Raw genomic sequence first — 22,554 nt, forward strand, 5'->3', positions numbered from 1 at the left:
TGGCTACAATGCCACGATAAAAGGCCGGACACATGACTGAACCTGACCGATCCCATCGATACAGAGTCTTGCATTCCACGGGCCGTCCACACATGGGGGAACCGCTCATCCTTGAGGTCGGCATGCGCGAGCGGCACAATCCCGGTTTCTGAGCAGCTATCCCCCTCTCGTGTGCCACCAAAAAAAGCCGGACCAGGCTCGATGTCTGATCCGGCTTTCGGTACTCGCTGAAGGGATGACCCCGCCCTTTCGGGCGGGGTCGGTATACTTAGTCCCGGTTCGGGCGAGACCAGATCAGCTGGTAGCCATCTTCCCCTTCGATGGAGATCAGGTTGGCGAAGATCGGAGCGGGGAAGCTCGGATCGTCGAGCTTGAGGACGAGATAGTCGCGTCCGGTCTGCTCCGAGTGCTTCTGCCAGGCGGCGCCGAGTTCAACGGCTCCCGCGAAGATGCGGAACTGCGGGCCTTTTTCGGAGGGATTTGACACACGCTCGATGCGGGCCTTGACGTTGAGGGCGAGGGTGCGGATCGAACCGGTGAAGCCGCTTTCGGTGGAGGTGAAGGTGCCGATGGTAGCCATTGTCGTATTCCTTTTCGCTGTTTCGGGCCGCTCCATTGCGGCCTCGATGGCAGTCGCAAAGGCCGGTGACGATCGGACCGCACCCGAAGGGCCGCAACATCGTGGAGGGCGGTGCGGAGACGCTTTCTTGTTTCGCGAGGAATGGCAGCGTCAGCTGGCAGGGGATGAAAGTGCTGGAGCGCCGTTGCGGGAGTACGATCGAGGCGAAGCCGCTCTCCGGCCAGACATGCCTCATCGAGCCCGCGAATGGAGCCCTGTCGTCAAGGGAAAGGGATATGGCAATGGCGCGCGACAACACGTGGCCCCGATTTGACGCATCACCGGATCGGCCAGATCACTGACTTCGCCGTCAAGGTGTCTCATATTCGCAAGCTCCCCGGCCAGCACGGCTTGCAGCCCCAATCCTTCTCGGTAGAGTGCGGTGCGATTCATTGCCTGGAGGATTTATGGCAAAGCAGACGAAACCGTTCATCGTCGAGATCAAGCAGTCCCGGAAAGTGAAGACCGGCGCTCAAAAGCCGTCAATCTGGGGTTCGTTGGACCTGCGGATGGCCGATGATCGCTTAGCCGAGGTGGATTCGACAGATGAACCGGCCGCCGCCTTGGCTGGCGACCGTTCCTAGCACATCATCTCAAGCAGTCTGTATCATGCAGCTTGCCTGATCCCGGCTTCGTTGCCCTGCAGACCGTGGAGAAATGCGACGGCGCGCTGTGCATGGGCCGCCGCCTGAAAGATCGCCCGCTTGTCATTGGCCAGAACCGACAGCCACGACTGGAGGTATGCCGCATGATCCGCCCGGGGTTCGAGCTCTGGGACAATCCCGAGATCGGCACATAAAAAGCAACTGCCGAGTTCGGCGATCAATTCTTCCCGAGCCCTCTCACTGCGATCCTTGCCATAGCGCGACAGGTCACGCCCGACCCGGTCCTTTGGCGAAGTCCAATGGGTCGCTTCATGACTTAGGGTCGCATAGTAGCTCGCGACGTCCCTGAACGACTGAAGCGGCGGCATCTGGATGAGATCCGGCCTAGGAGCGTAGAAGGCCTGATTGCCTCCATGCCGGATGACCGCGCCGGTGTTGCGGAAGAAGCGCTCCGCGACCTCTATCCGCTCGACCGGATCGGTCTTGGCCACCGGCTGATCATGGTAATGATCCGGCAGACCGTCGATCTGCTCGATATTAAAAACCGAGTAGGCCTTGAGGAACGGGATCTCGCGATCGACTGCGCCGCCGTTCCCATCCGCCTCCGACTTGGTGAACCGGCTGGCGAAGACGACCGTCGAGCCTGTCTCGCCCTTGCGAACGGCAGCCCCCAATTCGAGCGCCTGCTTGAACGTCATCCACATCGACGAGGCAAAGCCGCGAGCCATCTGCTCCGACCAGAGCAGAAGCACGTTTATGCCCGAATACGGAAGTCCATTGTGACGAAGCGGTCGTGTGATGCGTCCCTCAGTATTGCCCGCACTCCATGGCTTCATCCACGGGCGGACACCTTCTGCCAGCTCCTCGATAATCCGGTCTGTGATCCTGTTATAGATGTCGGCACGCGTTGATTCCGGATTCCTGCTCATTTCTGTCTCCATCATTCTGGAACCGCGCCGATCGCGGTCCCGTCGCGGAGGAAGAAGGCAGGAGCCTCAGAGGCGGGGCCAAGCACCGGAACGGCCGCAACAGCGTGGAGGACGGCGAAGCCGTTGCCTGGCGCCGGCGGCTCCTGCAGGTCCGACGCCCGAGACGGGCAGCATTGGCACGGGCAGCATCTTTTTCCGCCTCCCTCTGGCGGTAGCCAACATGCGAAAAGGCCGCCCCAATGGGACGGCCTTGAAAGATTTGGCAGGGCGAGCCCCGCCGGTATGGTCTCAGTCGAAAGCGGACATCTGTGCCTGGGCCGCTTTGCGATCGACGGAGTGTCCTGGATTTTCGACCGGCCGATCGAAGGGCTTCCAGCTCTCTCCGACGATGTGTTTGTAGGCGGCGACAGCACCTTCGGCTGCCATGCGCAGTGCGTGGGCCTGGATGCCCATGTCAGCGGCGAACTCCCGTTTGCGGTGCGCGGCGCTATCGTAACCGACGGGGCCGTCGAGATCCTCGTCGCGGGCATCGTTTGCAGCCTTGGCGGTGGCATCGCGTGCCTGGGTGACGGCATTGCTGTAGAATTGACCGGCGCCGTGGGCAGAGCCGACATAGGCGCCGACGATCCGTTGGAGGTGGATCTGCATAGCGCGTTCGCCGAGGCCTTCGCTGAGAGCATCGGCGGTCTCGGAGATCAGCCGCTCATGGAGATCGCGGATCCCGTCGCTGTCGATGACCGCGGTCCCGAAGCTTTCGGCGATCTTGATCGCCTGGGCGGTATCGGGGCAGGTGAGCCGGACCATTTCGACGGTGGCGCCCTTGCGGAGTTGGACGACGCGGGCAGTCTGGCGAGGATTGGTTGCGGGCTTGGCCATGTCTCTTCCTTTCGAGCCGAAGCGGTTCCGGCCCCGTGCCGGCTTGCCCTTCGGGGCGGTCGACCCGAACCGGCGGAAGACGGGCGCTTCAGGGTCCGGGCCTGACCAAGCCAAGCGGAACCGACTTGCGAGCGAGCAGGGCAGAAGCCCTGTGATGTCGAGCGAAGCTGTTCCGCGAAGGGTGGCGGGTTCCGGCCGCCCCGCGGCGCGATAGCGGCCTTGAAGCGACCGGCCGCTGGTTCAGACCGCAGCAAAACCCGAAGGACAAACCGCCACGGTGCCACCACCGGACATGAGAAGGGGACCGGTTCCAACCCGCGCTATTCCTCGACCTTGCCAGTGCGCTCGCTCGATACCGGTGGCTTCCCGTCGGGAAGGCTCCTCGTATCAGCCTTGGGCAACCGGTAGGATTGAAGCCAGGTCGGGCCATGGGTGTTTCGAAGCCCCCGCAGGATCCCGCCATCGTCATGCGGCGGTCCACCCATCCAGACATCGTTGAGGATGCTCTTCCAGCGTCGGCCGTGTTTGGCGGCATAGGCAAGAAGTGCCACTTCCTGATCGGTGCTGAGGGCAGGCAATCGCTCGCGTGTCCGTTTTTCGGGATGTGGCGCCGTCCCTTCACGCTCGGAGATCATTCGCTTGAGCTCCGCGACGCCTGCGTCGAGACATGCCTTCCCCTTAAGATGATGAAATCGCAGCCAGAACGCGGTGCGCTCAGCATCGGACGATCCGATCCCGGCCTGCTGCTCAAGGTCGCCAATGGTCGACATGGTGCCAGCCCTCCCGGCTCGAGTGATGATGCGCGCCGACCGCCAACAGAGTGTCCCGCAGCGCTGCAATCGCTGCGTCCTGCCGAGCCAGCTTCCGTGAGAGTGCATCGACCTCCGGTTGGCGTTCAGCTGTGATGCCAGCGAGATTGGCGCGATAGCGTTCGAGCAGAGTGCGGCCATCGGGTGCTTTGCCCTTGCGGTAGCCGGTTTGCCGCCTGGCAATCTGCGGCATGATCGCCGTCATCCGACGGATGATCTGCCGCTCGATAATCTGCAGCTGCTTCTGTGTCTGACGGCGAGCGTCCTCCATGCGGGAGAGCTGCGTTTCGGGAGACATGACTGATCTCATCATGCCGCCCTCGCGCTCCAGCCGGCGAAGCTCGACGGCCCCTCATAAATCGTGTGCAGCTGCAGATCGATGACGAAACCGAGGCTGCTGCGCTTGCTGTATTCCGTGTCGGGAACAAGGAAGCGTCGCTCATCCTGGCTAATTTCGCGTCTACCGCCTTTGGTGGCAATGACCTCGATCATGCCGACATGGTGAAATGAGGCAATTGCCGAGATGACGATCCAGTCGTTGGCATGGGCGCGATCGAAGCTCGACCGATCCTTCGACCGCGATTCCCCGGGCTCGAGCCGACGACCGCGCAGCTTTTCCCAGAAAGCCGGAAACGTGTGCTTGGCCGCTTCTTCGGCGCATCGGCGTTCGTATCCTGTGAACACGTCCGGAAACGTCAAAGCGATGATCGCCCATTCGCAATCCTCCTCGTACCAGCCGCCCTCGCTGCGAACGGAGACATCGACGATGCGATTTCGATCGGGCGCCAGATGAAAGCCGCCGTGGCCGGATGTCGAATGGCTGATGATGCCCTCGACATAGATCGTCGCCATCTGCGATCCGCCCCAAGGCGTGCTCGCCGCCATACACGTCTGGACACGAGCCAGCGCCGCGAGTTCCGACATGTGCTCTGCGGTCTGGATTACGCGGGTTCGGAAGGCCGCTTCGTCGGCGACACGACCATCGTGACGATGGAAATGATGGCGTCGCGCCTCGGCCAGGGGCTTCGTGAACCGCCAGGCGCTGGCGAGAAAGAAATCGCCTGTTCCGTTGGATATGAGGCCAAGGAGAATGTCGCCAATGCGAGCCACGGGAAACCCGTCGGCGCTTGTCCGAATTCGATATGGTCGGCGGCAGAGTTTCTGCTCGCAGGGTTGCTGGCAGGCGTGATTGAAGGTCCGTTCATTGCCGGGTTCCTTTCATTGAGGGTGTTGGAAATGCGAGCCGCCGGCGCAAGGGCCGGCGGAGGAACGCGTGATCTGACGAAATTTGCGGCTATTCGGCCGCGATCCCGTAAGCGGTCTCGTGATCGTCAAGCGTCGCCGCATCACTATCGGCATCGTCCAAATCGGAGACATTGAGATCTTCGTCGGCATCCTCATTCGAGGCACCGATGCCGGTGGCAACCCCATCCGGCGCATCGACCTCCTCCTCAGAGCCTTCCTCTTGGTCGAGATGCTTGAGGATGGCAGAAACGTCAGCCGGCTCCGGCGCGAACAGGGCAGACGGATGGAGAAGGTTCGCCTCGCCTTCGAAGTGGGTGACGAGAGCCGCCCGGGTTTCGCGGACGCGCGCCCGCGGCTCAAGCCCGGCATCCTTGGCGACCGCTTCAAGCGCCTGGCGCGACAGGGATGCAAGGAACTCCTCCGACCCCATGTTCGGCAGGAAGCTATCCGCGCCGATCGCATCGCCTGCGACACGCGAGACCACGCCGCTGTTCGACATACCGCGGCGGCACGACAGGACATCGATCAGCGCTGCCCGTGCTGAAGCCCGCACAGTATCCATATCGAAGGTGAGCCTGCCATCCTCGCTGAATAGCCGGGCGGCATGTCGGCCGAAGCGGGCACCGCCATAGAGCGCACCGCCGGCGCCGGAATCGACCCGGACATTCAACCCGGCAAAGGCAAGCACGAGCAGCGCCATCAACATATCATCCTCGATCGGCGCGCGGCTGAGGGCATCGTGGAGAGCGTCGGTTCGAAAATCGCCGATCATGTCCTGGCCCTTCTGCGTCACATCGGGGCGTGCCTTCGGCGCTGCCGTGCTGTCGTCACTGGCGGGGCCATCGGTATCAGACGCCTTGCCAGCTTTCGGCTTCGCGGCCTCGGGCATCCGGTAATGAACTGTCTGGACCTTGCCATCGCGGTCGAGATAGAGACCTGTGCTGTCGGACTTCGATGGCTTGCCGTAGACCTGAGACGCCTTCTTCGGCAGTTCCGGCTGACCCCAGTTGTTGACCTCGATGACCGCGCCTCGCTTCGGCAGGTTCGTCGTCATCCATTCGTGCTGGGCGCCGAGAAAACCCTCGACGTTGGTCGTGTAACGGCTGTCCTGATCGGCAGGCGCGAAGAGGTCCTCGACCCACTCGATACCGTAGGCCTCGCGCAGATCGTCGCCAAAGCTGGCATCCTTGGCATACATGCGTTTTTTCGTGAGCGCGTTGGCGATCGACCACCAGGCGGCGGTGTCACCCTTCTTCGGCTTGTGGGCCTTCCAGACCTCCTTCTGCTCGACCTCGCCGGCGGCTGCGATGATCCGCAGCTGCTGCTCGGAGGGCATATCGCCAAGCGCCATCTGCTCGAGCATGCCCGGCAGGACGTTGGCCAGCAGCCGCAACTTGCGGATCTGGCGGACGGGAAGGGCGAGAGCGACAGCGATTGCTTCTTCGGTCCAGCCGAGAGCGACGAGCCGTTCAATGCCTCGCCATTGGTCGACAGGATTCAGAGCCTCGCGCACGCTATTTTCGACCATCGAGCGCATGGCGCCGTTGTCGTTGGCCGCATCGACAACCAGGATTTCGATCTCTTCGATGCCAGCGGCGATCGCGAGGCGCACGCGGCGATGTCCGGCATCGATGATGTAGCCGTTGCCACCACCCGTTTCCGGCGCAACGATCGGAGGCTGGACGATGCCGACGGCTTTGATCGTGGCGAGCATGAGCGCATCAGCCTGCGGCGACGACTTCGTCTGGCGCATGCGATCGGGGTTTTCCTTCAGTGCGCGGGGATCGATCTTGAGGATTTGCATGGGTCTTGCTCCTTGTTCGGTAGGGAGCAGCAGCCTCGCTGCTCCTTCATGTCCTCTTTCTTTCTCGAAGACACCTTCCGAACCGCGGGGCAGGCGGGCCGGCGCAATCGCGGCCGAGCAGCCCTGGCGTGATGCGCAAGCACGGCTTACAGCCATGCGCAGCGCGAAGGGCAGGGGTGAGGAGGCGGCGATTGAACGTCAGTGGCGGCGGGCCGATCGCTCTGCGATCGCTCCTCCTTCCCTTTCCCTCTCACCTCTTCTTCCTATTTTCGAAAGGCCGCCGTTATCGGCGGCCATGATGGAAGGGGTAATCGTGCGATCGACTTTAGCAACGGCATTGATGGTGGTGATGATGAGCGCCGCGGTATGGGCTGCTGACGGAGCGGGATCCGGGAGCCCCCCGGTCGACCCGACCGCGGTGCCTTGCACCATGGTCACTTCGAGCGAAATGGAGCAATTCGTCGGCGCTCCCGCCACGATCAAGGAGACGAGCGACAACCTTTGCACATGGGTTGGGAGCAAACCGGAGGCCTACGTGCAGGTGATGTACATTCCGAACAAGATGCGTGGCGTTCCTGCTGGGCAAGAGCGAGCCTATTTCGACCAGATTATGGGCAGCGAGAAGGACCAGTACGGCGCAGCCTTCACAGAGATAGGCGGCATTGGCGAAACTGCGTGGGGTCTCAATATGGCTGGCAATGCTGAGAACTACTTCAAGGTCTACAGCTACAAGAACAAGGACAGCCTGACGATCGCCACCAACGGGGTCGGCTATGACGCCACGGTCGAGATTGCCCGATTGGCGACAGGCCGGCTTTAGGCAAAAAAAATGGGCCAGCGGAGGTCCGCGGCCCATGAAGTGTGAAGGTCAATAAACCTCCAGAGGGGAACAGCTGCTGCAGCGGAACTGGGAGGAGACCCGCCATGTGCATCAGCTGTAGTCTTTATGCCCGATTTTTGACCAATCGGAAAACATTTTTTGTGCAGTGCAGCTATGCAGCTGCCGATTGGGTCGACGTTTCGACCTCTGCGGCCAGAAGGACCTCCAGCTCTTTCAGCGCGTGCCGCTTCGCAGCGAGGTCGTCGGCGAAGCCAAAGATCCCGCCGTCACGTGAGCGATATGACGCCAGGCGGCGTTCTGCTTCCTCCAGGCGCTGGCGATAGCGGCGCCGCTCTTCCTCGAATCCATCAAGCCCATGCTCCAGCCTGGAGATGGCCCCGAGCGGCGTGACGGTGATGGCGAGATCGATCTCGTAGTCGGCTCCGGTGCGCTGGAGGATGGTCTGGTATCGATAGCCGTCACCCTTGCCAAAACGCTCCCCCTCGTAGACGAGGTCGAAGCCGCCAATCGTCGCCAGATGAAGCTCGCCCTCCTGCTGTAGCTGGAGAAGCGTGAGGATCTCCTTCATCAGGTCGCGGCCAGCCTCCTTGCGGTCGGCATAGTCCTCGCCAAGCACCATCATCGCGAAGGCGTCGCCGGATGTCGGCCGCAGCCGTTCGATGTCCTGAGCGATTTCGCCGATGCGCCGCGTCGAGGTCTCAATCTCACGCTCGGCATCGCGCATCTGCCGGCGGACGGCATACTGGTCGTCCTCGTGGGCGGCGCGGAGCCGTTCAAGCCGTGCGATGTCGGCCTCTAGCCCAGCCTTCTGCATCAGCCGCTCGTCACCCGATGCAATGGCTTTTGCCATGGCAAACTGGTTGGCAGCACCTTCGCCGACATCGTCCAGCCTGCGGATCGAGGTGTCGCCCGAAAGCGCGGCAGCGATGAACCGGGCCTTGCGCTCATTGTTCTGCCACATCGACGCGTCGAGCGAGCCCTCTGTGGCATAGGCGAAGATATCGACCTCGCCATGCTGGTTGCCCTGGCGGACGATACGGCCTTCGCGCTGTTCGATTTGGGACGGCAGCCACGGGACATCGAGATGATGGAGGGCTTTCAGCCGGAGCTGTGCGTTGACGCCGGTGCCCATCGTCTCGGACGAGCCGATCAGGAAGCGGACTTTGCCAGCGCGGACGTCGCCAAACAGTCGCTGCTTGGCCTCCGTTTTCTTGTAGTCCTGCATGAATGCGATTTCGGAGGCCGGCACGCCGAGCCGGACCAACTCATCGCGGATGAAGCGATAGGCCGAGAAGCCGCGGGACTTTTCGACATTGATGGTGCCGAGATCGGAAAAAATCATCTGCGCGGCGCCCGGCAGATCGAAGTCCTTGCCGTCGGGGCGGCGATAGATGGCTTCGCCCGTCTCCTTCCAGATCCGGTGGGCATTGCGGACCAGCAAATTGAGCTTGTTGTCATCCTCATTACCGGCATCAGGCATGACGAAGCGCAGGTCGATCGCGGCATGGCGGCCGTCGGTGATGACGGAGAGCAGGATGTCGTCACCCGGCTTGGCCGGTCCCTCGCGCTGCTCGATCGCCTTGATCCTGGCATCAAGCGTCTGCTGATAGGTCTTGAACCGGGCCGTCGGCTTTGCGGTCAGGATTTGCCGGCGACCAGTAGAGATATCAGGAACTCTGACATACTGGCGAAGGTCTTCCGGCATAACGACGTCGGCGAAGGACCGGAACATGGCAATCAGCTCCGGCACGTTGACGAACGAGGCGAAGCGGCTGACCGGCTTGTATTTGCCCGACGGCTGGATTTCAAGTTCGGTCGTCGTATCGCCGAAGCAGGACGCCCAGGCATCGAACTCGTGCAGGCCCCGTTCATGAAGCGCCTCGTGGCCGAGGAGGCGCTGGATCGAGAACATTTCACCCAGCGTGTTGGTGATCGGCGTGCCCGACGCCAGCACCAGCGCCCGGCCGGGACTTTTGGTCTCGATGTAGCGGGATTTCACATACAGATCCCAGGCGCGCTGCGACCCATTCGGATCAATGCCCTTCAGCGTCGACATGTTGGTCGCGAAGGATAGCTTGCGGAATTCCTGCGCCTCGTCGACGACAATCTGATCGACACCGATCTCCGAGATGGTGAGAAGATCATCCTTGCGGGTCGCGAGCCCTTCGAGCCGCTCCTGCAATCCTTCCTTCAGCCGCTCGAGCCGCTTGCGTGAGACGCGGTCCTCGCTGTCGACCTTGGTGACAAGATCCTCGTAAAGTTCGAGCTCGTCCTGGATCATCTGCTGTTCGAAGGCCGACGGCACGGCGATAAACCGAAACGCCGAATGGGTGATGATGATCGCGTCCCAGGTCGCGGTGGCAGCCCGCGACAGGAAGCGAGCGCGCTTGTCCTTGGTGAAATTGGTCTCGTCGGCAACGAGAATGCGGGCATTCGGATAGAGCGCCAGAAACTCGCGTGCAGCTTGCGCCAGGCAATGGCCGGGTACGACGAGCATCGCCTTGGCGATCAGGCCGAGCCGGCGTTGCTCCATGATCGCGGCCGCGATCGTCATCGTCTTGCCGGCCCCGACGGCGTGGGCAAGGTAGGTCGAGCCATCGGCGATGATGCGCCAGATGCCGCGTTTCTGGTGCCCATAAAGGACGAAGGCGCCAGAGGCGCCAGGAAGTTTGAGATGGGAGCCGTCGAATTTTCGCGGCGCGATATTGTTGAAGCGGTCATTGTAATCGCGCGCCAGCCGATCTGTGCGATCCGGATCGGTCCAGACCCAGTCCTGAAACGTTTGCTTGATCCGCTGCAGCTTGTCGCGCGCCGCCTCGGTGTCGACGACATTCAGAACACGCCGCTCGCCGTCGACATCCTTGAACACGTCGAAGATCTGCGGAACGCGGCTGTTCAGCGCATCGGCAAGCAGTTCGCCCGCGTGGCGACGGCTCGTGCCCCATTCGGATGTGCCTGCCGCCGAGTATTCGAGCTGGCGCGCTTCCACGGTCCAGGAGCCGAGTTCCGGCATATGGTGGATGCGGATATCCGCCTCCATCCTCTCTTTCACGAAGGCCACGACATCGGCGGCCGGAATCCAGGGCGCGCCGAGACGGGCGGTGATGTCTGAGGGACGGAGATCGGCCGGCTGGACATCAGCCAGGGCGCGCATGTTCCGCTCGTAGATCGGATCAAGCTCCGCCGCCGCCTGCGCGGCAGTGAGCTTGGTGCGAACCGAGCCTGAGAGATAGGCGTCGGCAGTCTGCCAGCTACCGCTGGCCGGATCCTGAAACACCTCATCGCCGAGTGCATCGATGACTGTCGCCACGTCATGATGCAGCAGTTCGGCGATATGATCGAGATCGACATGGCCGCGCTCATTCAAAACCACCGCAAGCGCATCGGCAGCGTTGGTGATGACGGGCGACATCGGCGGAGCAATGACACGGGCGCTGAATATCGGACCCGGTTTCGCCGTGTCCGTCTCCAGATCGTAATCCTCGATCGAGGCCACCAGCCAGCAATCAGGGTCATCGCGGAAGGGTGCAAGGTTCGGCTGGCGGTGGGTTTCCCTGACCTCACCGGTCTCCGGGTCCTCCTGGACTGAGACTGTCGTGTGGTTGATCGGGCCGAAGTCGCGGACGAAGGCCGACCAGGCGAGGCGCAGACGCACCTGAAGATCGCGCCACGGTCGATCGGTCTCCTGCGCCTTCAGCACTTCGCGCACCGCGTCGCGGATCGGGATCAGCTTCGAGATGATCCGGATATGCTTCTCCGGGATGCCATCGCCAGAGCGGCCCTTACGCTCGACGATAGGCACGGCGGAACCGTCGAGCATCTGCATCAGGCCCTTGGCCCGGTCGACAAAGAAGCTACCCTCGCGGACTGGGCTGTGTTTCGGTTGGAGATGGACGATGTCGGCGAGTTCATCCTCCAGATCGATGTCGATCAGCGTCGGCTCGCCGTCATAGAGGCCGGCCGGAAGAAGGTCGATGGCCGCGGTGAGCGCGGTCTCGAGATCCGCGTCGGCAAGAGGCCGACATGTGTAGGTCTCGCCGAATGGCCCGGAGGTGAGGGCATGGGTGCCGAGCACGGAATCGGGATGACGAGCAAACCAGCGGTTCACGCGAATAGGTCCTTCATCGTCCGCGTCCGATCGTAACTCATCGACATCGAGCCACGTCTGATCACCTTCAGGCTCCCCGGTCTTGCGCTTGCGGAAGAAGAGAATGTCGACGACGACATCCGTGCCGGCGTCACGCCGAAAGCTGCCTTCGGGCAAGCGGATCGCCGCGATCAGGTCGGCGGATTTGGCGATATGCTCGCGTGCGGTCGTGTCGGCCTTGTCCATCGTGCCGTGCGAGGTGACGAAGGCTGCCAACGCGCCAGGCTTTAGCAGGTCGATCGAGCGGGCGATGAAGTAGTCGTGAAGTCGCAAGCCGAGCGACCGGTAGGCGCGGTCGGAGCGGACAGTGCGATCGGAGAAGGGCGGATTGCCGATGGCAAGATCGTAGATCGGCGCCAGGTCCGTGCGGGCAAAATCGCCTTCGATGATGCGAGACCGCGGCTGAAGCAGGCGAACGATGCGTGCCGTGACCGGATCGAGTTCGATCCCGGTAACATAGGCGGCATCGCGGTATGTTTCGGGCATCAGCGCGGGGAAGAGGCCAGTCCCGATGCCCGGTTCGAGCACACGGCCGCCGCGCCACCCGAGCCGCTCGATTCCGGACCAGATCGCCCGGATGACAAATTCCGGCGTAAAATGTGCATACTGTGTGCAGCGGGCGAGCGAGGCATAATCTGCCTCCGAGACGGCGGTCTCGAGCGAAGAGCCAAGTGCGTCCCAGCCGGCGCGGAAATCGACCTCTCCCGGCCGGCGGAACATGCCATTGGCAAGTTCCGAAGCGCCGAAACCGGTGAAGCGGATCAGTTGCGCCTGTTCCTTTGCGGTCGCCGGCCGTTCTTGCTTGGTAATGCCATCCGCAACCAGGATCGCGGCAACATTGGCGCGAGCACGATCCTTCCAGGAGATGCCGAGACCGCGGTCTTCATTCAACACGTAGTTCTGGCGCTGGCCATTTGCGCGCTTCGGCGCTGTGGCCACCGGCAGTGCCGGGGCAGGGGCCGGCGGCGTGGGATCGGGGTCATCATCGTTGGCTGCGACAGAGCCGAAGCCGCCAAAGGCGGTGACGCCGAAGCCGAGGCCGGACGACAGGGCCGAGCTACCAAACATGTCAAGAGTAAATGGGTCATTGCTCATCAGAATGCTCCTTTTTCGGGCGCGCACTATCGACCGCCCGTCCGGGCGGGCAGGTCGAGAGGGCTGGGAAAGATTGGAAATGGGTTGCGCTTACGCCGCGATCTCAGGCAGATGCCGCATATGGACGGGAAGTTTTGCTGCGATCTCGGGATCGGTGAGACCGTCCAAGAGTTTCAGGATCGTGCCTCTGGTGGCGCTCCACAGCATGACCGTGCGCTGCCCCCTGATTTCAGACGGAAAGCGATCACCGGCATAGCCGCGATAGGCATCAGCCGTGCTGCTCCAGATATGTTCGAGCCGCTCCTCGCGGTTCATGGCGCGGACGGGTTGCGTTTCACGCTCGAAGATCGCCGCACGCATCGTCTCGACCGAGCTCGTATCGGAGAGATCGCAATAGCCGTGGAAGTATCTGGTCTTCCCGTCGATCCTGAGCGCGAAGAAGACGCTGGTGACCGAGCCTGTCAGAAACTCCCGCAGCGCGAAGATTGGTCCACGCATCCACAAGGGCGGGAGGATGTTCAGCATGTAGTCGTAGAGATATTCGTCGATTTCGAACCACTCGCCGGAGTAAAGTGGTGCAGCATCAGTCTGCCACCGGTCGGGGCGCTGGTTGTGACGGTCGAAAAGACGAAACATTTGCGGGCGCGTTGCAACGCCTTCGAAGATTTTGCGGATCGGGGAAACGGTGTTCATCTTTGGCTCCTTCAGGGTTTCGGGACCGGATGATGACCGCTTCGATCAACTCCCTTTCAGTCCCTCAAGACACCTTCCGGAACGCCGGCTTGCCCGTCGGCCGGGTCAAGGGCCGGCTTTAGCCGGGCACAGCCTCCCTTGATGCGGTCGATGGCGATACGGCACGCCTCTCTCTATTCTCATCCCTGGCTTTTTCTCTTTTCCGTTCTTTCAGGACCTCGTTCCAATCCTCCATCGGCGGCCGCAGACGAACCGATCGACGCCCATGCTGTGCGGCCAAGGCATGGAGGCGCTGAGCGAATGCATCGCCCTGGCGATTGGCATCGGTCGCGCAAACGAGAAGGGCGTCCGGACGGGAAAGAAGCTCGACCAGGGCCGCCTCGGTTCTCGGCGACCAGCCGCCACCAGTGCTGAGATAGAGGCTGCCTTCCTGCAGGTCTTCGATCGCGGCGAGGCTCATCGCATCGATGGCAGCCTCGGTGACGCAGAGACGGAGAGCATCGACTCCCCCCAATCGAAAGAGAACCTTGCTGCCGCCTGTCGAAAACCCGCGCCAATCGAGGCCGCGTTCCTCCCAGCCGACGACCGATCCCGCGTTGTCACGGTGGGCCGCCCACATGCTACCGAACGGCCCCTCGCGCATGGCGCCCTGACTGATGGCAGCACGGAGGATCGGGGCCGGGATCGCCCGTGTCCAGCAAAGATAGCGCCAGGCGCGGGATCCTGTTCCCGGTAGGCGTCGGGCATGCCATCGGGCTGTGAGGTCTACGGGCTCGACATTTGCTGAAGTCTTTTTCCAGACCACCGGCGTGGCATTATAGCCGATCAGTTCGCCGGCGCGGTCGACGGCGTCTGGAAATGACAGATGCTCGAGCAGAGCGACGAGGGTGAACACGTCACCCTTTTCTTCGCTCAGAGGATCGAACCACCCCCGGCCGTCATGCGTGACGATAATGATCTCCGATGCCCGGCGAAACTTCATCGCCCGGCGGGTGCTTTCCTTGATATCGATTGCGAAGCCAGCCTGTTCGAGGACGGCAGCACAGCTGACGGCCTCGCGGATCTTTTCGATTTCTTCTCTCTTCATGATTTTTCCCGATCGCCTGCGATCGCTCCTCAATTTTGCTCCCCGCAGATCGGCGGGACAATTTCCGAGCGCCGCGAAGAACAAAGGGGGCAAGGGCGCGGGAAGCAAGGTGCAACTTTGCACCGCCCGCGGCGAAGCTTCCCTTGCCGCCGACAGGTCGCCAGCGGCATCCGGAACGGCAGGTGCCGGCTCAATGAGCCGGCCAGGGATTGAACTCATGCACGATGTCGAGGTCGTCGCTCGCGTCGATCTCGTCGGAGGGCAGCACGCCGTATTCGCCGTCGATCTCGAAGACGGTGACCGGGACCATGAGGTCGCGGCAAAGCTGGAAGGCGTGGGACTGTGCCAGGACAAGATCGTGAGACATGAGAGAGGCTCCATTTAGGAGCGGGCCAATTCCCGCTCGATGGCTCCTCAAAAGGCACTGGGACGGGCGCGATCACCGCGATGGCGCAGCCCTGAGCGGCCGCAGCGTGCTAGCGGACCCCTTGCGGGTTGATCGTGGAAGATCCGGACCTGGGCCAGGACGCCATCGATAGAGAGCGGGATTGGGCTGCTCCCGAGTGGTGCCGCCCGGCCACCGCGATTTTGCTGGGACCTTCAGCCGTAGATACCAGGCATTGGTGACCTGCCTGGTTTCATATCTCGGAAGAGGCGGGTAAGCGGGTGCGCGTGCCTTCGCGAACCACTCGACGCTTTGATACCTGACGATCGAGCGAGGGCTGCCCATACCGAAAATGCAAGCTTTTTCGATGTGAGAAGCATCGAATGGAACTCGCTCCGGCCGCTTTGACATCAGACAACCCAGAGGCCGGATAACGTGCCGGATAACGCCTATGAAGGCCATCCACCGCGATTGAACCAGCATTTCTCACTCGCATGCGATATGGCGCGCTACGCGCTTGATCCTGAACCGCCCGGATCAATCGGCTACAGGCCGGATCCGGGCTAAACGATGGAGAGCATCGGAGAAATCAGCATAGCGACGGCCGATCGGCCGGGATTTCGGGAATTCTCGACACGGCACTGCCGGAGATAGCGCAGCCGTAGGAGGCTTAGCATAGCGCCGCAAAACGGAAGCCGGGACCGACTGCGCCCGGCCGGGTCGTCCCGCTTCAACTACCGGTCTGATCGTCGGGCGAACCTTAATGGCAATGCAGCGCCTTTTGCGGAAGGATCGTCACCCGGATGGGCGGAGACGGAACCGGCCTCCGTTCGCCTTGGCGAATAGAGCCGCCCGGCTCGGCCGGGCCGCCCGAATAGCCGACCTATCCACCGTCATCACCTCAACACAGATGAGTCTGTGCAAGTAGTAGTCTTGTTCGCTGGCAACTCATCGCGCTGAGGAGCGTATGGATCGTTCCCATCCAGCCGATATAGCCCATATTTTTCAATACCTTATCTAAAATCGTATAAGTTCTATTATGGAACTTATGGTATTGGTCGACATTACCCTATTATTTAGTGCCACGAATGCCAGCACACTCGGAGGGGTGCGCGGTACTCCAGTAAAACCGCGTCTGGTCGCCCGTTCTAATGGATGAGAAGCCGACCTCACAATCGAGCACCCGCTGATCGTGGGAATTATTCACTAGGACCCTACTTGATACGCATTTGTGGCCAGGCGCGCGGTGCACCGTCATTAGAGCAAAGCGCCGGTCGCCAAGACCGACAATGGAGCGAGGGTAAGAATTGTAGGAAGCCACTGCGTAGATTGCTGCCTTAACGCTGAGTGCCGTGGTCAACATCCAACACCGACACTGACACCGGCTATCTGCAGCAAGATTGGAGCGAGATAGAAGATCTTTGGATCCGCCCGGGCGATAGGAAGACTACTTCCGCCCGGGCACACCATCTGCTCTATCGACCTACGCAACTCGCGCCGTACCCCTAGCGCAGCTATCCACCCACGGGCAACTCGTCTACTTTTAGCTTTCTGAATCTGTGGAACGGCGGCAGTTCAGCCGGTTCCGGCTTATCGGGATAGTTGCGTTTCCATTGTTGCGATGAAAGATCCGCAACGAATATGTTGTCGTGAGAATCTGCGGCGATACCATGCATTCCGAGAAAATGTGCAGCGCCTCCATCACCAAGATTGCGTTCTCCAAACCGGCTGAGGACGGTGCCCTTGCGGTCAAGTATGGTTACTCTCGGGCCGATATTAGGGACATAGAGATTACTCGGCGACGCGGGCGCTCCAGATTCGGCAATGAAGCAGAGCGGGCATCGCCCGGGCTTCATGTACATGCCGCATGGCTTGTGGAGATTATTCCACTGTGTCTCATACTTGCCGTTCTTGTCGAAGACTTGAACTCGGTGGTTTTCACGATCAGCTACGTATACCCAACCATCGCCGTCACAGGTAATATTGTGAGGAATGTTAAATTGTCCCTCCGATGTGCCAGGCTCGCCCCAGGAAAGAAGGTGGCGACCGTCGGGTGAGAACTTGTGCACTGCCGAATTGCCGTAACCATCCGAAACATAGATTTCGCCTGATGGTGACAAAGCTGTATGTGTGCAGCCATTGAAAGGCCTGCCACTCATGTACGGGGTAGAGGAACCCGGGGTACCGAGCGTCATCAGCAAGTTGCCATCAGTCGTGTATTTCCTGACGACCGAGTTGGCGTCGTCAGTCAGCCAAAGACTGTCATCAGGGCCGATATGAATTGCATGCGGTCTCTTGAAAGCGCCCTCACCCCAACTTCTCAGGAAGTTGCCGTCCCTGTCAAATACCGTGACCGGACGTGGCCCACGGTCAAAAACGTAGACGTTGTCCTTGCTATCGATGCCGATGTCCGACACGTTGGAAAACTTCCAACCAGGCGGAAGTTTCATCCAGTTGGGTTCATTAACGTACCGGAATTCACCGGACCCGAGTATTGTACTAGATTTAATGTCCATTTTGGATTCCCACACGCCAACCGCCACAATTTTATGTGACGACAGTTCCTCTGATATTTCCTTGATGCGGCCTTACAATGCGCGAGTTGTTTCGCCGTCGAACAGGTATACTTTTCGTTGATTAAACGTAATCCAGACATCTTGATTTGCATCGAAATGCACGTCCGACGATACGCTTGCGATAATTGGAGATGTGCCGACCCGAAGGTGTACGTAAGTTATGTCGCCGGTCGGCTCTACCGCAAATACGCGGGCGGCCATGGCGTTCTTATCGGGTTCGGGCGAGATTTGTATTCCATTGTGTCTGATCCCCACAACAACCTTGTGACCAGTTGCATTCGAGGCTTTGCTATTGTTCTCTTCAGAGAGTTGAAGGTGCCATCCATCATCGCCCTTCAGCACAATGGTTCCCTCAATGCTTGTGATTTGCGCGTTCATCAAATTCATTGCTGGGCTCCCGACGAACCCCGCCACAAATGTGTTCGCTGGATTATCGAAGACAGCCGCGGGTGTATCAAACTGTTGCAAGATGCCACGGTTCATGATTGCCATTTTGTCTGCCATTGTCATGGCCTCAAGTTGGTCATGAGTTACATAAATAACGGTCGCGTTCAGTTCAGTGTGAAAGCGCTTCAGCTCCGTCCGCATCTGCACTCTTAATTTTGCGTCGAGATTCGAGAGGGGTTCGTCCATGAGAAAGACCTTGGGGTCCCGCACGAGAGCGCGCCCAAGTGCGACTCGTTGCTGCTGACCACCTGACAGCTCTCTGGGACGACGCTCGAGAAGATGCTCGATATCGAGAACCTTCGCCGCGGATGCAATCTTGCTGACGATTTCAGCTTTGGGGACCTTCCTCATCTTCAGTGGGAAGGCAAGATTTTCATAGACGCTTTTGTTCGGGTAGAGCGCATAGTTTTGGAACACCATTGCGATATCCCGATCCTTTGGGTCGAGGTCAGTTACAACCGTGCTCCCAATTTGGATTTCGCCAGAAGTCAGTTCGGCCAAGCCCGCGACCAGATTGAGTGTCGTTGTCTTGCCGCAGCCAGAGGGCCCGACCAGGGCCACAAACTCCCCATCTTCCACAGTAAGCGAGACGTCGACTACAGCCTGATAGCTTCCGTAGTTCTTGATGAGGTTATTTAGTTTAACTTGTGCCATTTAATTCACCTAGATGTTTGCCACCTTGCTGGTTGCACTAAGACTTGACCGCGCCTTCGGTCAGAGCTCGTACAAAATATTTCTGCAAGAACAGAAACAGTACAACCACAGGAACACTCATGATAAAAGACGCCGCCATCAGCCCGGGCCAGTTCGTGGCATACTCCGAGAAAAAGCGCTGCAGGCCTACCGGGAGGGTGAGCTTCGACTTGATCGAAATGAACGTCAGAGCGTAGACATACTCATTCCACGCGAGAATGAACGAGTAGATCGCCGTTGCAATTATACCGGGAGACGATAACGGCATGACTACGAAAAAGAACGCTTGGAAACGGGAGGCACCGTCAATCCTTGCAGCCTGCTCTAGCTGAACTGGAATGTTGTCGTAGAACCCTTTCAGAAGCCAGATCGAAAGCGGCAAACCGAATGTAAGATATGTTAAGATGAGCGAGCCGTAACTATTAACAAGACCTAACCATCTCATCATGACGAAAAGCGGCATGAGAAACACGACAGAAGGAAACATGTTTCTCAGAAGGACCGAATAGAATAGCAAATTCCGGCCAGGAAAGCGGAACCGAGAGAATGCGTAGGCCGCCGGGACCGCGATCGCAACGCCAATCACCGTTGTCGCGAATGATACCAATAGGCTGTTAAACATGTATCGGAGAAATTCCTGACCAATTTCGCTTGTTGGCGACAGAAGCAGGAAATACTCTTCAAATGTTACCTCATTGGGTATCCACTGAGGCGGATACTGCATAGCCGCGAATTGTGTCTTGATGGATGTGAGAAACATCCATACCATCGGCAACGCGGAAAAGAGCGTCAACCCGATTAGAAAAATGTTACCGGCCAATTGCCAATAACTACGCTTTTTTCTCGAAGGAACCGCCTTTTTGTTCGTCAGTACGGAAGTGGTGCTCATCCTTCCGACCTCCCAGCGTCGCCTTTCGTCAAGGCACGCACGTAAAAGTATCCCATGATCATCATCACAATGAACAGAATGACCGAATATGCGGATGCTAGGCCAAATCGCATTCCATCAAATGCAAGCTGATAGATGTGAATGATCCATATCTGCGTAGCCCCAGCAGGCCCACCACCGGTCATAATGTAGGGGATTGTGAAGCCATTGAGGTTTGCCACCAAGAGTAGCAAGACCGTCACCATGGTCACGTTTTTCACGTGAGGTACTGTGATATGAATGAACCGCTGCCAAGTATTAGCCCCGTCGACCTGGGCCGCCCGATGAAGCTGATCTGGCACCGTTTGGAGACCCGCAAGCATCATGAGCATCGCGAACGGAAACTCCTTCCACACATTGACGAGGATGATAGAAGCCATCGCGTAGTATCTGTTGTCGAGGAAGTTTATGGGGTGGTCGGCGACACCTAGTGCCACGGCGATCGCTCCAAAGACCCCGTAGTCGCTGTGCAGCAACCAGCGCCATATGTATGATGCGGCGACTGCACTGATGACGTATGGAACCAGCAGCAGTCCTCGCAGAAGACCACGCCCAACGAAGTGCCGATTCAGCGCCAGAGCAGCTCCAAACCCGATTATGAAGGAAAAGAGCGTCGAGAAGAATGTCCACGATAGAGTGTTCCAAGTCGCTTCTCTGAAACTCGCTGAGCTCAAAACCCGCACGTAGTTGTCGATGCCGACAAAGGCCTTATTCTGTAGTGAGAGATTGGCAGGAGTGTTGAAGAAGGACAGATAGACCGTGTAGCATACAGGATAGCCTATAACTGCAATCATCACTCCGATTGCCGGCATGACGTAAAGGTAATCGGCACGGTGCTTGACGATCCGGCGCAACAGTGATTGTCGTTTTAATGGCGCGACGTTTCCTGCCGTAACGCCACGGTCAAAGCTTACTGTTGTCATTTGATGTCCTTGAAACGACAAGACTAATGTTTAGTGGGTGCGCCAACATAGGCCCCCGATCCGACTCACAGATCGGTCAACAGTTCGTTTATTTTTGCCGCAGCATCATCTGTCGCCTCGGCAACCGTCATTTTTTCAGTCAGCGCGTTTTGCAACATTGTGGGAATGATGACGTCCATAATCTCCGACGCCTGCGGAACTACCGGATAGGTTAATCCATAGGGCAGCATAGCCGTGCCGACGTCGAGCCCCTTGACTGTTTCCAGGCGCTCTTTCATCCACTTCGTTTTGAATCCACGCAGATTTCCCGGGTTCGAGCGTACCCATGCGATCTTTGTCGTCCATTCCGGTCCTGTCGCGAAGGCCATTATCGCTTTAGCCGCGTTGACGTCGAGACCACCGTCCACTGTGTCCGGATGGAACACATGAAGATTGCCGCCAGAGAACAGGCCGGCTCGTCGCTTCTGAGCACGAGGCATTAGGCCAAAGCGCATGTTATCGACCGCGCTCTGCGCTATCTCTTTATCAGGGCCCGTCGCCTTCTTGGCACGCTCGACCATAACCAAATACTCGGCAGGTTGCGCGATCATCATTGCGAGATTGCCGGTACTGAAGGGATCTTGATTCTCCTGCTGCGTATTGGTGAGAGCGGAGACGGGCACTGACTTGTCTCGTACATACATATCTACAGAAGCCTGCAGTGCGGCTCTCATACCCTCACTATTCACCGAAGTAGTTCGGTAGCTCGGATTTACTTCCGCTTCGTCTAATGCACCTCCACCATACGACCAAGCTTGAGGCATAAAGCGTGTCGACGTGTTACCTGCCCCCACACGGGCAACCATTCCGAAACCGTTTTTTCCAGTTCGCTCCTTGATCTGCTTCGAGTACCGGACAACGTCGTCCCACGTATCTGGTGGGAGTTCAGGGTTGAGACCCGCCTCTCGAAATATCTCTGCATTCCAGATAAACGGCATTGTCTCGTTGTTGGTGGGCACGCCGTACGTTTTGCCTTGCCACGTTACAGACCGAAGAGCCGCGGGCCAGAACTCGGCGCGGGAGTAGCCGGCGTCTTCGGGACCGAACTCCATTAATTGACCTTTGGAAGCAAATTCAGCTCCCCAAGTGATCGGCATTCGGGCAACCATCGGGGCCGCATTTCCCATCGCCCCGGTTCGAAGTTTCCCAAGCATGACCTTCTGGCTTAAGTTCTGCGCATCGACTTTGATGTTGGGATAAAGTTCCTTGAACGCAGCCCAGAAAGCCTTATCCATCTCAAAGTCAATCTGAGGGGAAGATTGGTCCGGACCGTAATACCAATAGGTCAAGCGGCCAGAGTAGTCCTTCGGTACGACCCTGTAGCACTCCGCCGCAGTATCGTAATGCTCAGTACCGGCGATACTCCTGACATAGTCCGGGCTCCACTTCGAGAGATCGACACCAACACCATCGGCTTCAGCCGCGTGTACGCCACGAGCGACTGCTGATACCCCAGCTGCAGCAGATAGCGCCAGAAAATGCCTTCGGTTCATGTCATAGCTATTCATGGGTCTCTCCTCCACTCATGACTCTTGATCCTCCTCCAAGGAAACCACATCCCGCTATACGGGATGCAATCTCGTTTATTGCTACCGCTTATCAAAATCGATGTCAATCTTGGCGTCGCAGTTCATGCTCTTCTTCCTAGAGCGTTCCATGCAGCACTGAGCCGCCGCATGGCGTTCCGGCCACTCTGGACGGAACGCCTTGCCTTGCTTAAATACCCATTGCGCGCAAGGCGCCGTCGATAACCTTTTTCTGGTCGTCGGAGACGGTCTCCATCGGTGCGCGCGGGAGGAAGAAGTCGACGCCC

18 protein-coding genes are annotated in these 22,554 nt (G+C 59.3%); 2 read left to right on the top strand and 16 right to left on the bottom strand.

From position 1 onward, the window contains the following. Positions 1–268 precede the first annotated feature (268 nt). The gene (locus J5286_RS22230) at positions 269–580 is read right to left on the bottom strand and encodes a DUF736 domain-containing protein (RefSeq protein WP_209193412.1); all 312 of its coding nucleotides are present in this window, start codon (positions 578–580) and stop codon (positions 269–271) included. A 446-nt stretch (positions 581–1,026) separates the two neighbouring features. On the opposite strand from J5286_RS22230, the gene J5286_RS22235 reads away from it, so the two are divergent. Beyond that, positions 1,027–1,203 (top strand): hypothetical protein, encoded by a 177-nt coding sequence (locus tag J5286_RS22235; protein WP_245206640.1) that lies wholly within the window; start codon positions 1,027–1,029, stop codon positions 1,201–1,203. Between the two features lie 23 nt (positions 1,204–1,226). Here the strand turns inward: J5286_RS22235 and J5286_RS22240 are convergent, their stop codons facing one another. From J5286_RS22240 to J5286_RS22265, 6 genes are all read right to left on the bottom strand, one after another. Continuing rightward, positions 1,227–2,153, bottom strand: coding sequence for an ArdC family protein (locus tag J5286_RS22240; protein ID WP_209193411.1), 927 nt, complete (start codon positions 2,151–2,153; stop codon positions 1,227–1,229). 288 nt (positions 2,154–2,441) lie between these two features. Next, positions 2,442–3,029, bottom strand: a complete 588-nt coding sequence (locus tag J5286_RS22245; RefSeq protein WP_209193410.1) for a hypothetical protein — start codon at positions 3,027–3,029, stop codon at positions 2,442–2,444. A gap of 320 nt (positions 3,030–3,349) precedes the next feature. Further along, entirely contained in the window at positions 3,350–3,799 is a 450-nt protein-coding gene (locus J5286_RS22250; protein ID WP_209193409.1) for a hypothetical protein, read from the bottom strand. Next, positions 3,777–4,136: a hypothetical protein gene (locus J5286_RS22255; RefSeq protein ID WP_209193408.1), complete on the bottom strand. Its 360-nt coding sequence runs from the start codon at positions 4,134–4,136 to the stop codon at positions 3,777–3,779. Before J5286_RS22255 ends, J5286_RS22250 begins: the two co-directional genes overlap by 23 nt. Positions 4,137–4,147: 11 nt before the next feature. Next, complete coding sequence (locus J5286_RS22260) at positions 4,148–4,948, bottom strand: DUF7007 domain-containing protein (RefSeq protein WP_348529899.1); 801 nt, start codon at positions 4,946–4,948, stop codon at positions 4,148–4,150. A gap of 184 nt (positions 4,949–5,132) precedes the next feature. Then, the gene (locus tag J5286_RS22265) at positions 5,133–6,887 is read right to left on the bottom strand and encodes a ParB N-terminal domain-containing protein (protein WP_209193407.1); all 1,755 of its coding nucleotides are present in this window, start codon (positions 6,885–6,887) and stop codon (positions 5,133–5,135) included. Between the two features lie 154 nt (positions 6,888–7,041). Here J5286_RS22265 and J5286_RS22270 point away from each other — a divergent pair, with 154 nt between their 5' ends. After that, complete coding sequence (locus J5286_RS22270; RefSeq protein ID WP_209193406.1) at positions 7,042–7,707, top strand: hypothetical protein; 666 nt, start codon at positions 7,042–7,044, stop codon at positions 7,705–7,707. Between the two features lie 172 nt (positions 7,708–7,879). On the opposite strand, the gene J5286_RS22275 is transcribed toward J5286_RS22270, so the two are convergent. From J5286_RS22275 to J5286_RS22315, 9 genes are all read right to left on the bottom strand, one after another. Further along, entirely contained in the window at positions 7,880–12,970 is a 5,091-nt protein-coding gene (locus J5286_RS22275; protein ID WP_209193405.1) for a helicase-like domain-containing protein, read from the bottom strand. Between the two features lie 90 nt (positions 12,971–13,060). After that, a complete protein-coding gene (locus tag J5286_RS22280) occupies positions 13,061–13,663 on the bottom strand; it encodes a DUF1419 domain-containing protein (protein WP_209193404.1) in 603 nt (200 codons plus the stop codon). 118 nt (positions 13,664–13,781) lie between these two features. Beyond that, a complete protein-coding gene (locus J5286_RS22285) occupies positions 13,782–14,750 on the bottom strand; it encodes a DUF3991 and toprim domain-containing protein (RefSeq protein ID WP_209193403.1) in 969 nt (322 codons plus the stop codon). Positions 14,751–14,940: 190 nt separating this feature from the next. Then, on the bottom strand, positions 14,941–15,117 hold the full coding sequence (locus tag J5286_RS22290) for a hypothetical protein (protein WP_209193402.1): 177 nt from the start codon (positions 15,115–15,117) through the stop codon (positions 14,941–14,943). Between the two features lie 1,532 nt (positions 15,118–16,649). Then, entirely contained in the window at positions 16,650–17,651 is a 1,002-nt protein-coding gene (locus J5286_RS22295; RefSeq protein WP_209193401.1) for a peptidyl-alpha-hydroxyglycine alpha-amidating lyase family protein, read from the bottom strand. A 72-nt stretch (positions 17,652–17,723) separates the two neighbouring features. Continuing rightward, a complete protein-coding gene (locus J5286_RS22300) occupies positions 17,724–18,812 on the bottom strand; it encodes an ABC transporter ATP-binding protein (protein WP_209193400.1) in 1,089 nt (362 codons plus the stop codon). A 37-nt stretch (positions 18,813–18,849) separates the two neighbouring features. Continuing rightward, on the bottom strand, positions 18,850–19,740 hold the full coding sequence (locus tag J5286_RS22305; RefSeq protein WP_209193399.1) for a carbohydrate ABC transporter permease: 891 nt from the start codon (positions 19,738–19,740) through the stop codon (positions 18,850–18,852). Continuing rightward, on the bottom strand, positions 19,737–20,702 hold the full coding sequence (locus J5286_RS22310; RefSeq protein WP_209193398.1) for a carbohydrate ABC transporter permease: 966 nt from the start codon (positions 20,700–20,702) through the stop codon (positions 19,737–19,739). The genes J5286_RS22305 and J5286_RS22310 overlap by 4 nt, the downstream gene beginning before the upstream one ends. 65 nt (positions 20,703–20,767) lie before the next feature. Continuing rightward, positions 20,768–22,249 (bottom strand): extracellular solute-binding protein, encoded by a 1,482-nt coding sequence (locus tag J5286_RS22315; protein ID WP_209193397.1) that lies wholly within the window; start codon positions 22,247–22,249, stop codon positions 20,768–20,770. Positions 22,250–22,554: the final 305 nt, after the last annotated feature.

It is taken from the genome of Rhizobium sp. 16-488-2b, assembly GCF_017741815.1.
GTDB lineage: Bacteria > Pseudomonadota > Alphaproteobacteria > Rhizobiales > Rhizobiaceae > Rhizobium.

Excerpts from the sequence above, each read along its gene's own strand:
- J5286_RS22230 (WP_209193412.1), bottom strand. The coding sequence starts at position 580 with ATGGCTACCATCGGCACCTTCACCTCCACCGAAAGCGGCTTCACCGGT.
- J5286_RS22235 (WP_245206640.1), top strand. The coding sequence starts at position 1,027 with ATGGCAAAGCAGACGAAACCGTTCATCGTCGAGATCAAGCAGTCCCGG.
- J5286_RS22240 (WP_209193411.1), bottom strand. The coding sequence starts at position 2,153 with ATGAGCAGGAATCCGGAATCAACGCGTGCCGACATCTATAACAGGATC.
- J5286_RS22245 (WP_209193410.1), bottom strand. The coding sequence starts at position 3,029 with ATGGCCAAGCCCGCAACCAATCCTCGCCAGACTGCCCGCGTCGTCCAA.
- J5286_RS22250 (WP_209193409.1), bottom strand. The coding sequence starts at position 3,799 with ATGTCGACCATTGGCGACCTTGAGCAGCAGGCCGGGATCGGATCGTCC.
- J5286_RS22255 (WP_209193408.1), bottom strand. The coding sequence starts at position 4,136 with ATGTCTCCCGAAACGCAGCTCTCCCGCATGGAGGACGCTCGCCGTCAG.
- J5286_RS22265 (WP_209193407.1), bottom strand. The coding sequence starts at position 6,887 with ATGCAAATCCTCAAGATCGATCCCCGCGCACTGAAGGAAAACCCCGAT.
- J5286_RS22270 (WP_209193406.1), top strand. The coding sequence starts at position 7,042 with ATGCGCAGCGCGAAGGGCAGGGGTGAGGAGGCGGCGATTGAACGTCAG.
- J5286_RS22275 (WP_209193405.1), bottom strand. The coding sequence starts at position 12,970 with ATGAGCAATGACCCATTTACTCTTGACATGTTTGGTAGCTCGGCCCTG.
- J5286_RS22280 (WP_209193404.1), bottom strand. The coding sequence starts at position 13,663 with ATGAACACCGTTTCCCCGATCCGCAAAATCTTCGAAGGCGTTGCAACG.
- J5286_RS22285 (WP_209193403.1), bottom strand. The coding sequence starts at position 14,750 with ATGAAGAGAGAAGAAATCGAAAAGATCCGCGAGGCCGTCAGCTGTGCT.
- J5286_RS22290 (WP_209193402.1), bottom strand. The coding sequence starts at position 15,117 with ATGTCTCACGATCTTGTCCTGGCACAGTCCCACGCCTTCCAGCTTTGC.
- J5286_RS22295 (WP_209193401.1), bottom strand. The coding sequence starts at position 17,651 with ATGGACATTAAATCTAGTACAATACTCGGGTCCGGTGAATTCCGGTAC.
- J5286_RS22300 (WP_209193400.1), bottom strand. The coding sequence starts at position 18,812 with ATGGCACAAGTTAAACTAAATAACCTCATCAAGAACTACGGAAGCTAT.
- J5286_RS22305 (WP_209193399.1), bottom strand. The coding sequence starts at position 19,740 with ATGAGCACCACTTCCGTACTGACGAACAAAAAGGCGGTTCCTTCGAGA.
- J5286_RS22310 (WP_209193398.1), bottom strand. The coding sequence starts at position 20,702 with ATGACAACAGTAAGCTTTGACCGTGGCGTTACGGCAGGAAACGTCGCG.
- J5286_RS22315 (WP_209193397.1), bottom strand. The coding sequence starts at position 22,249 with ATGAATAGCTATGACATGAACCGAAGGCATTTTCTGGCGCTATCTGCT.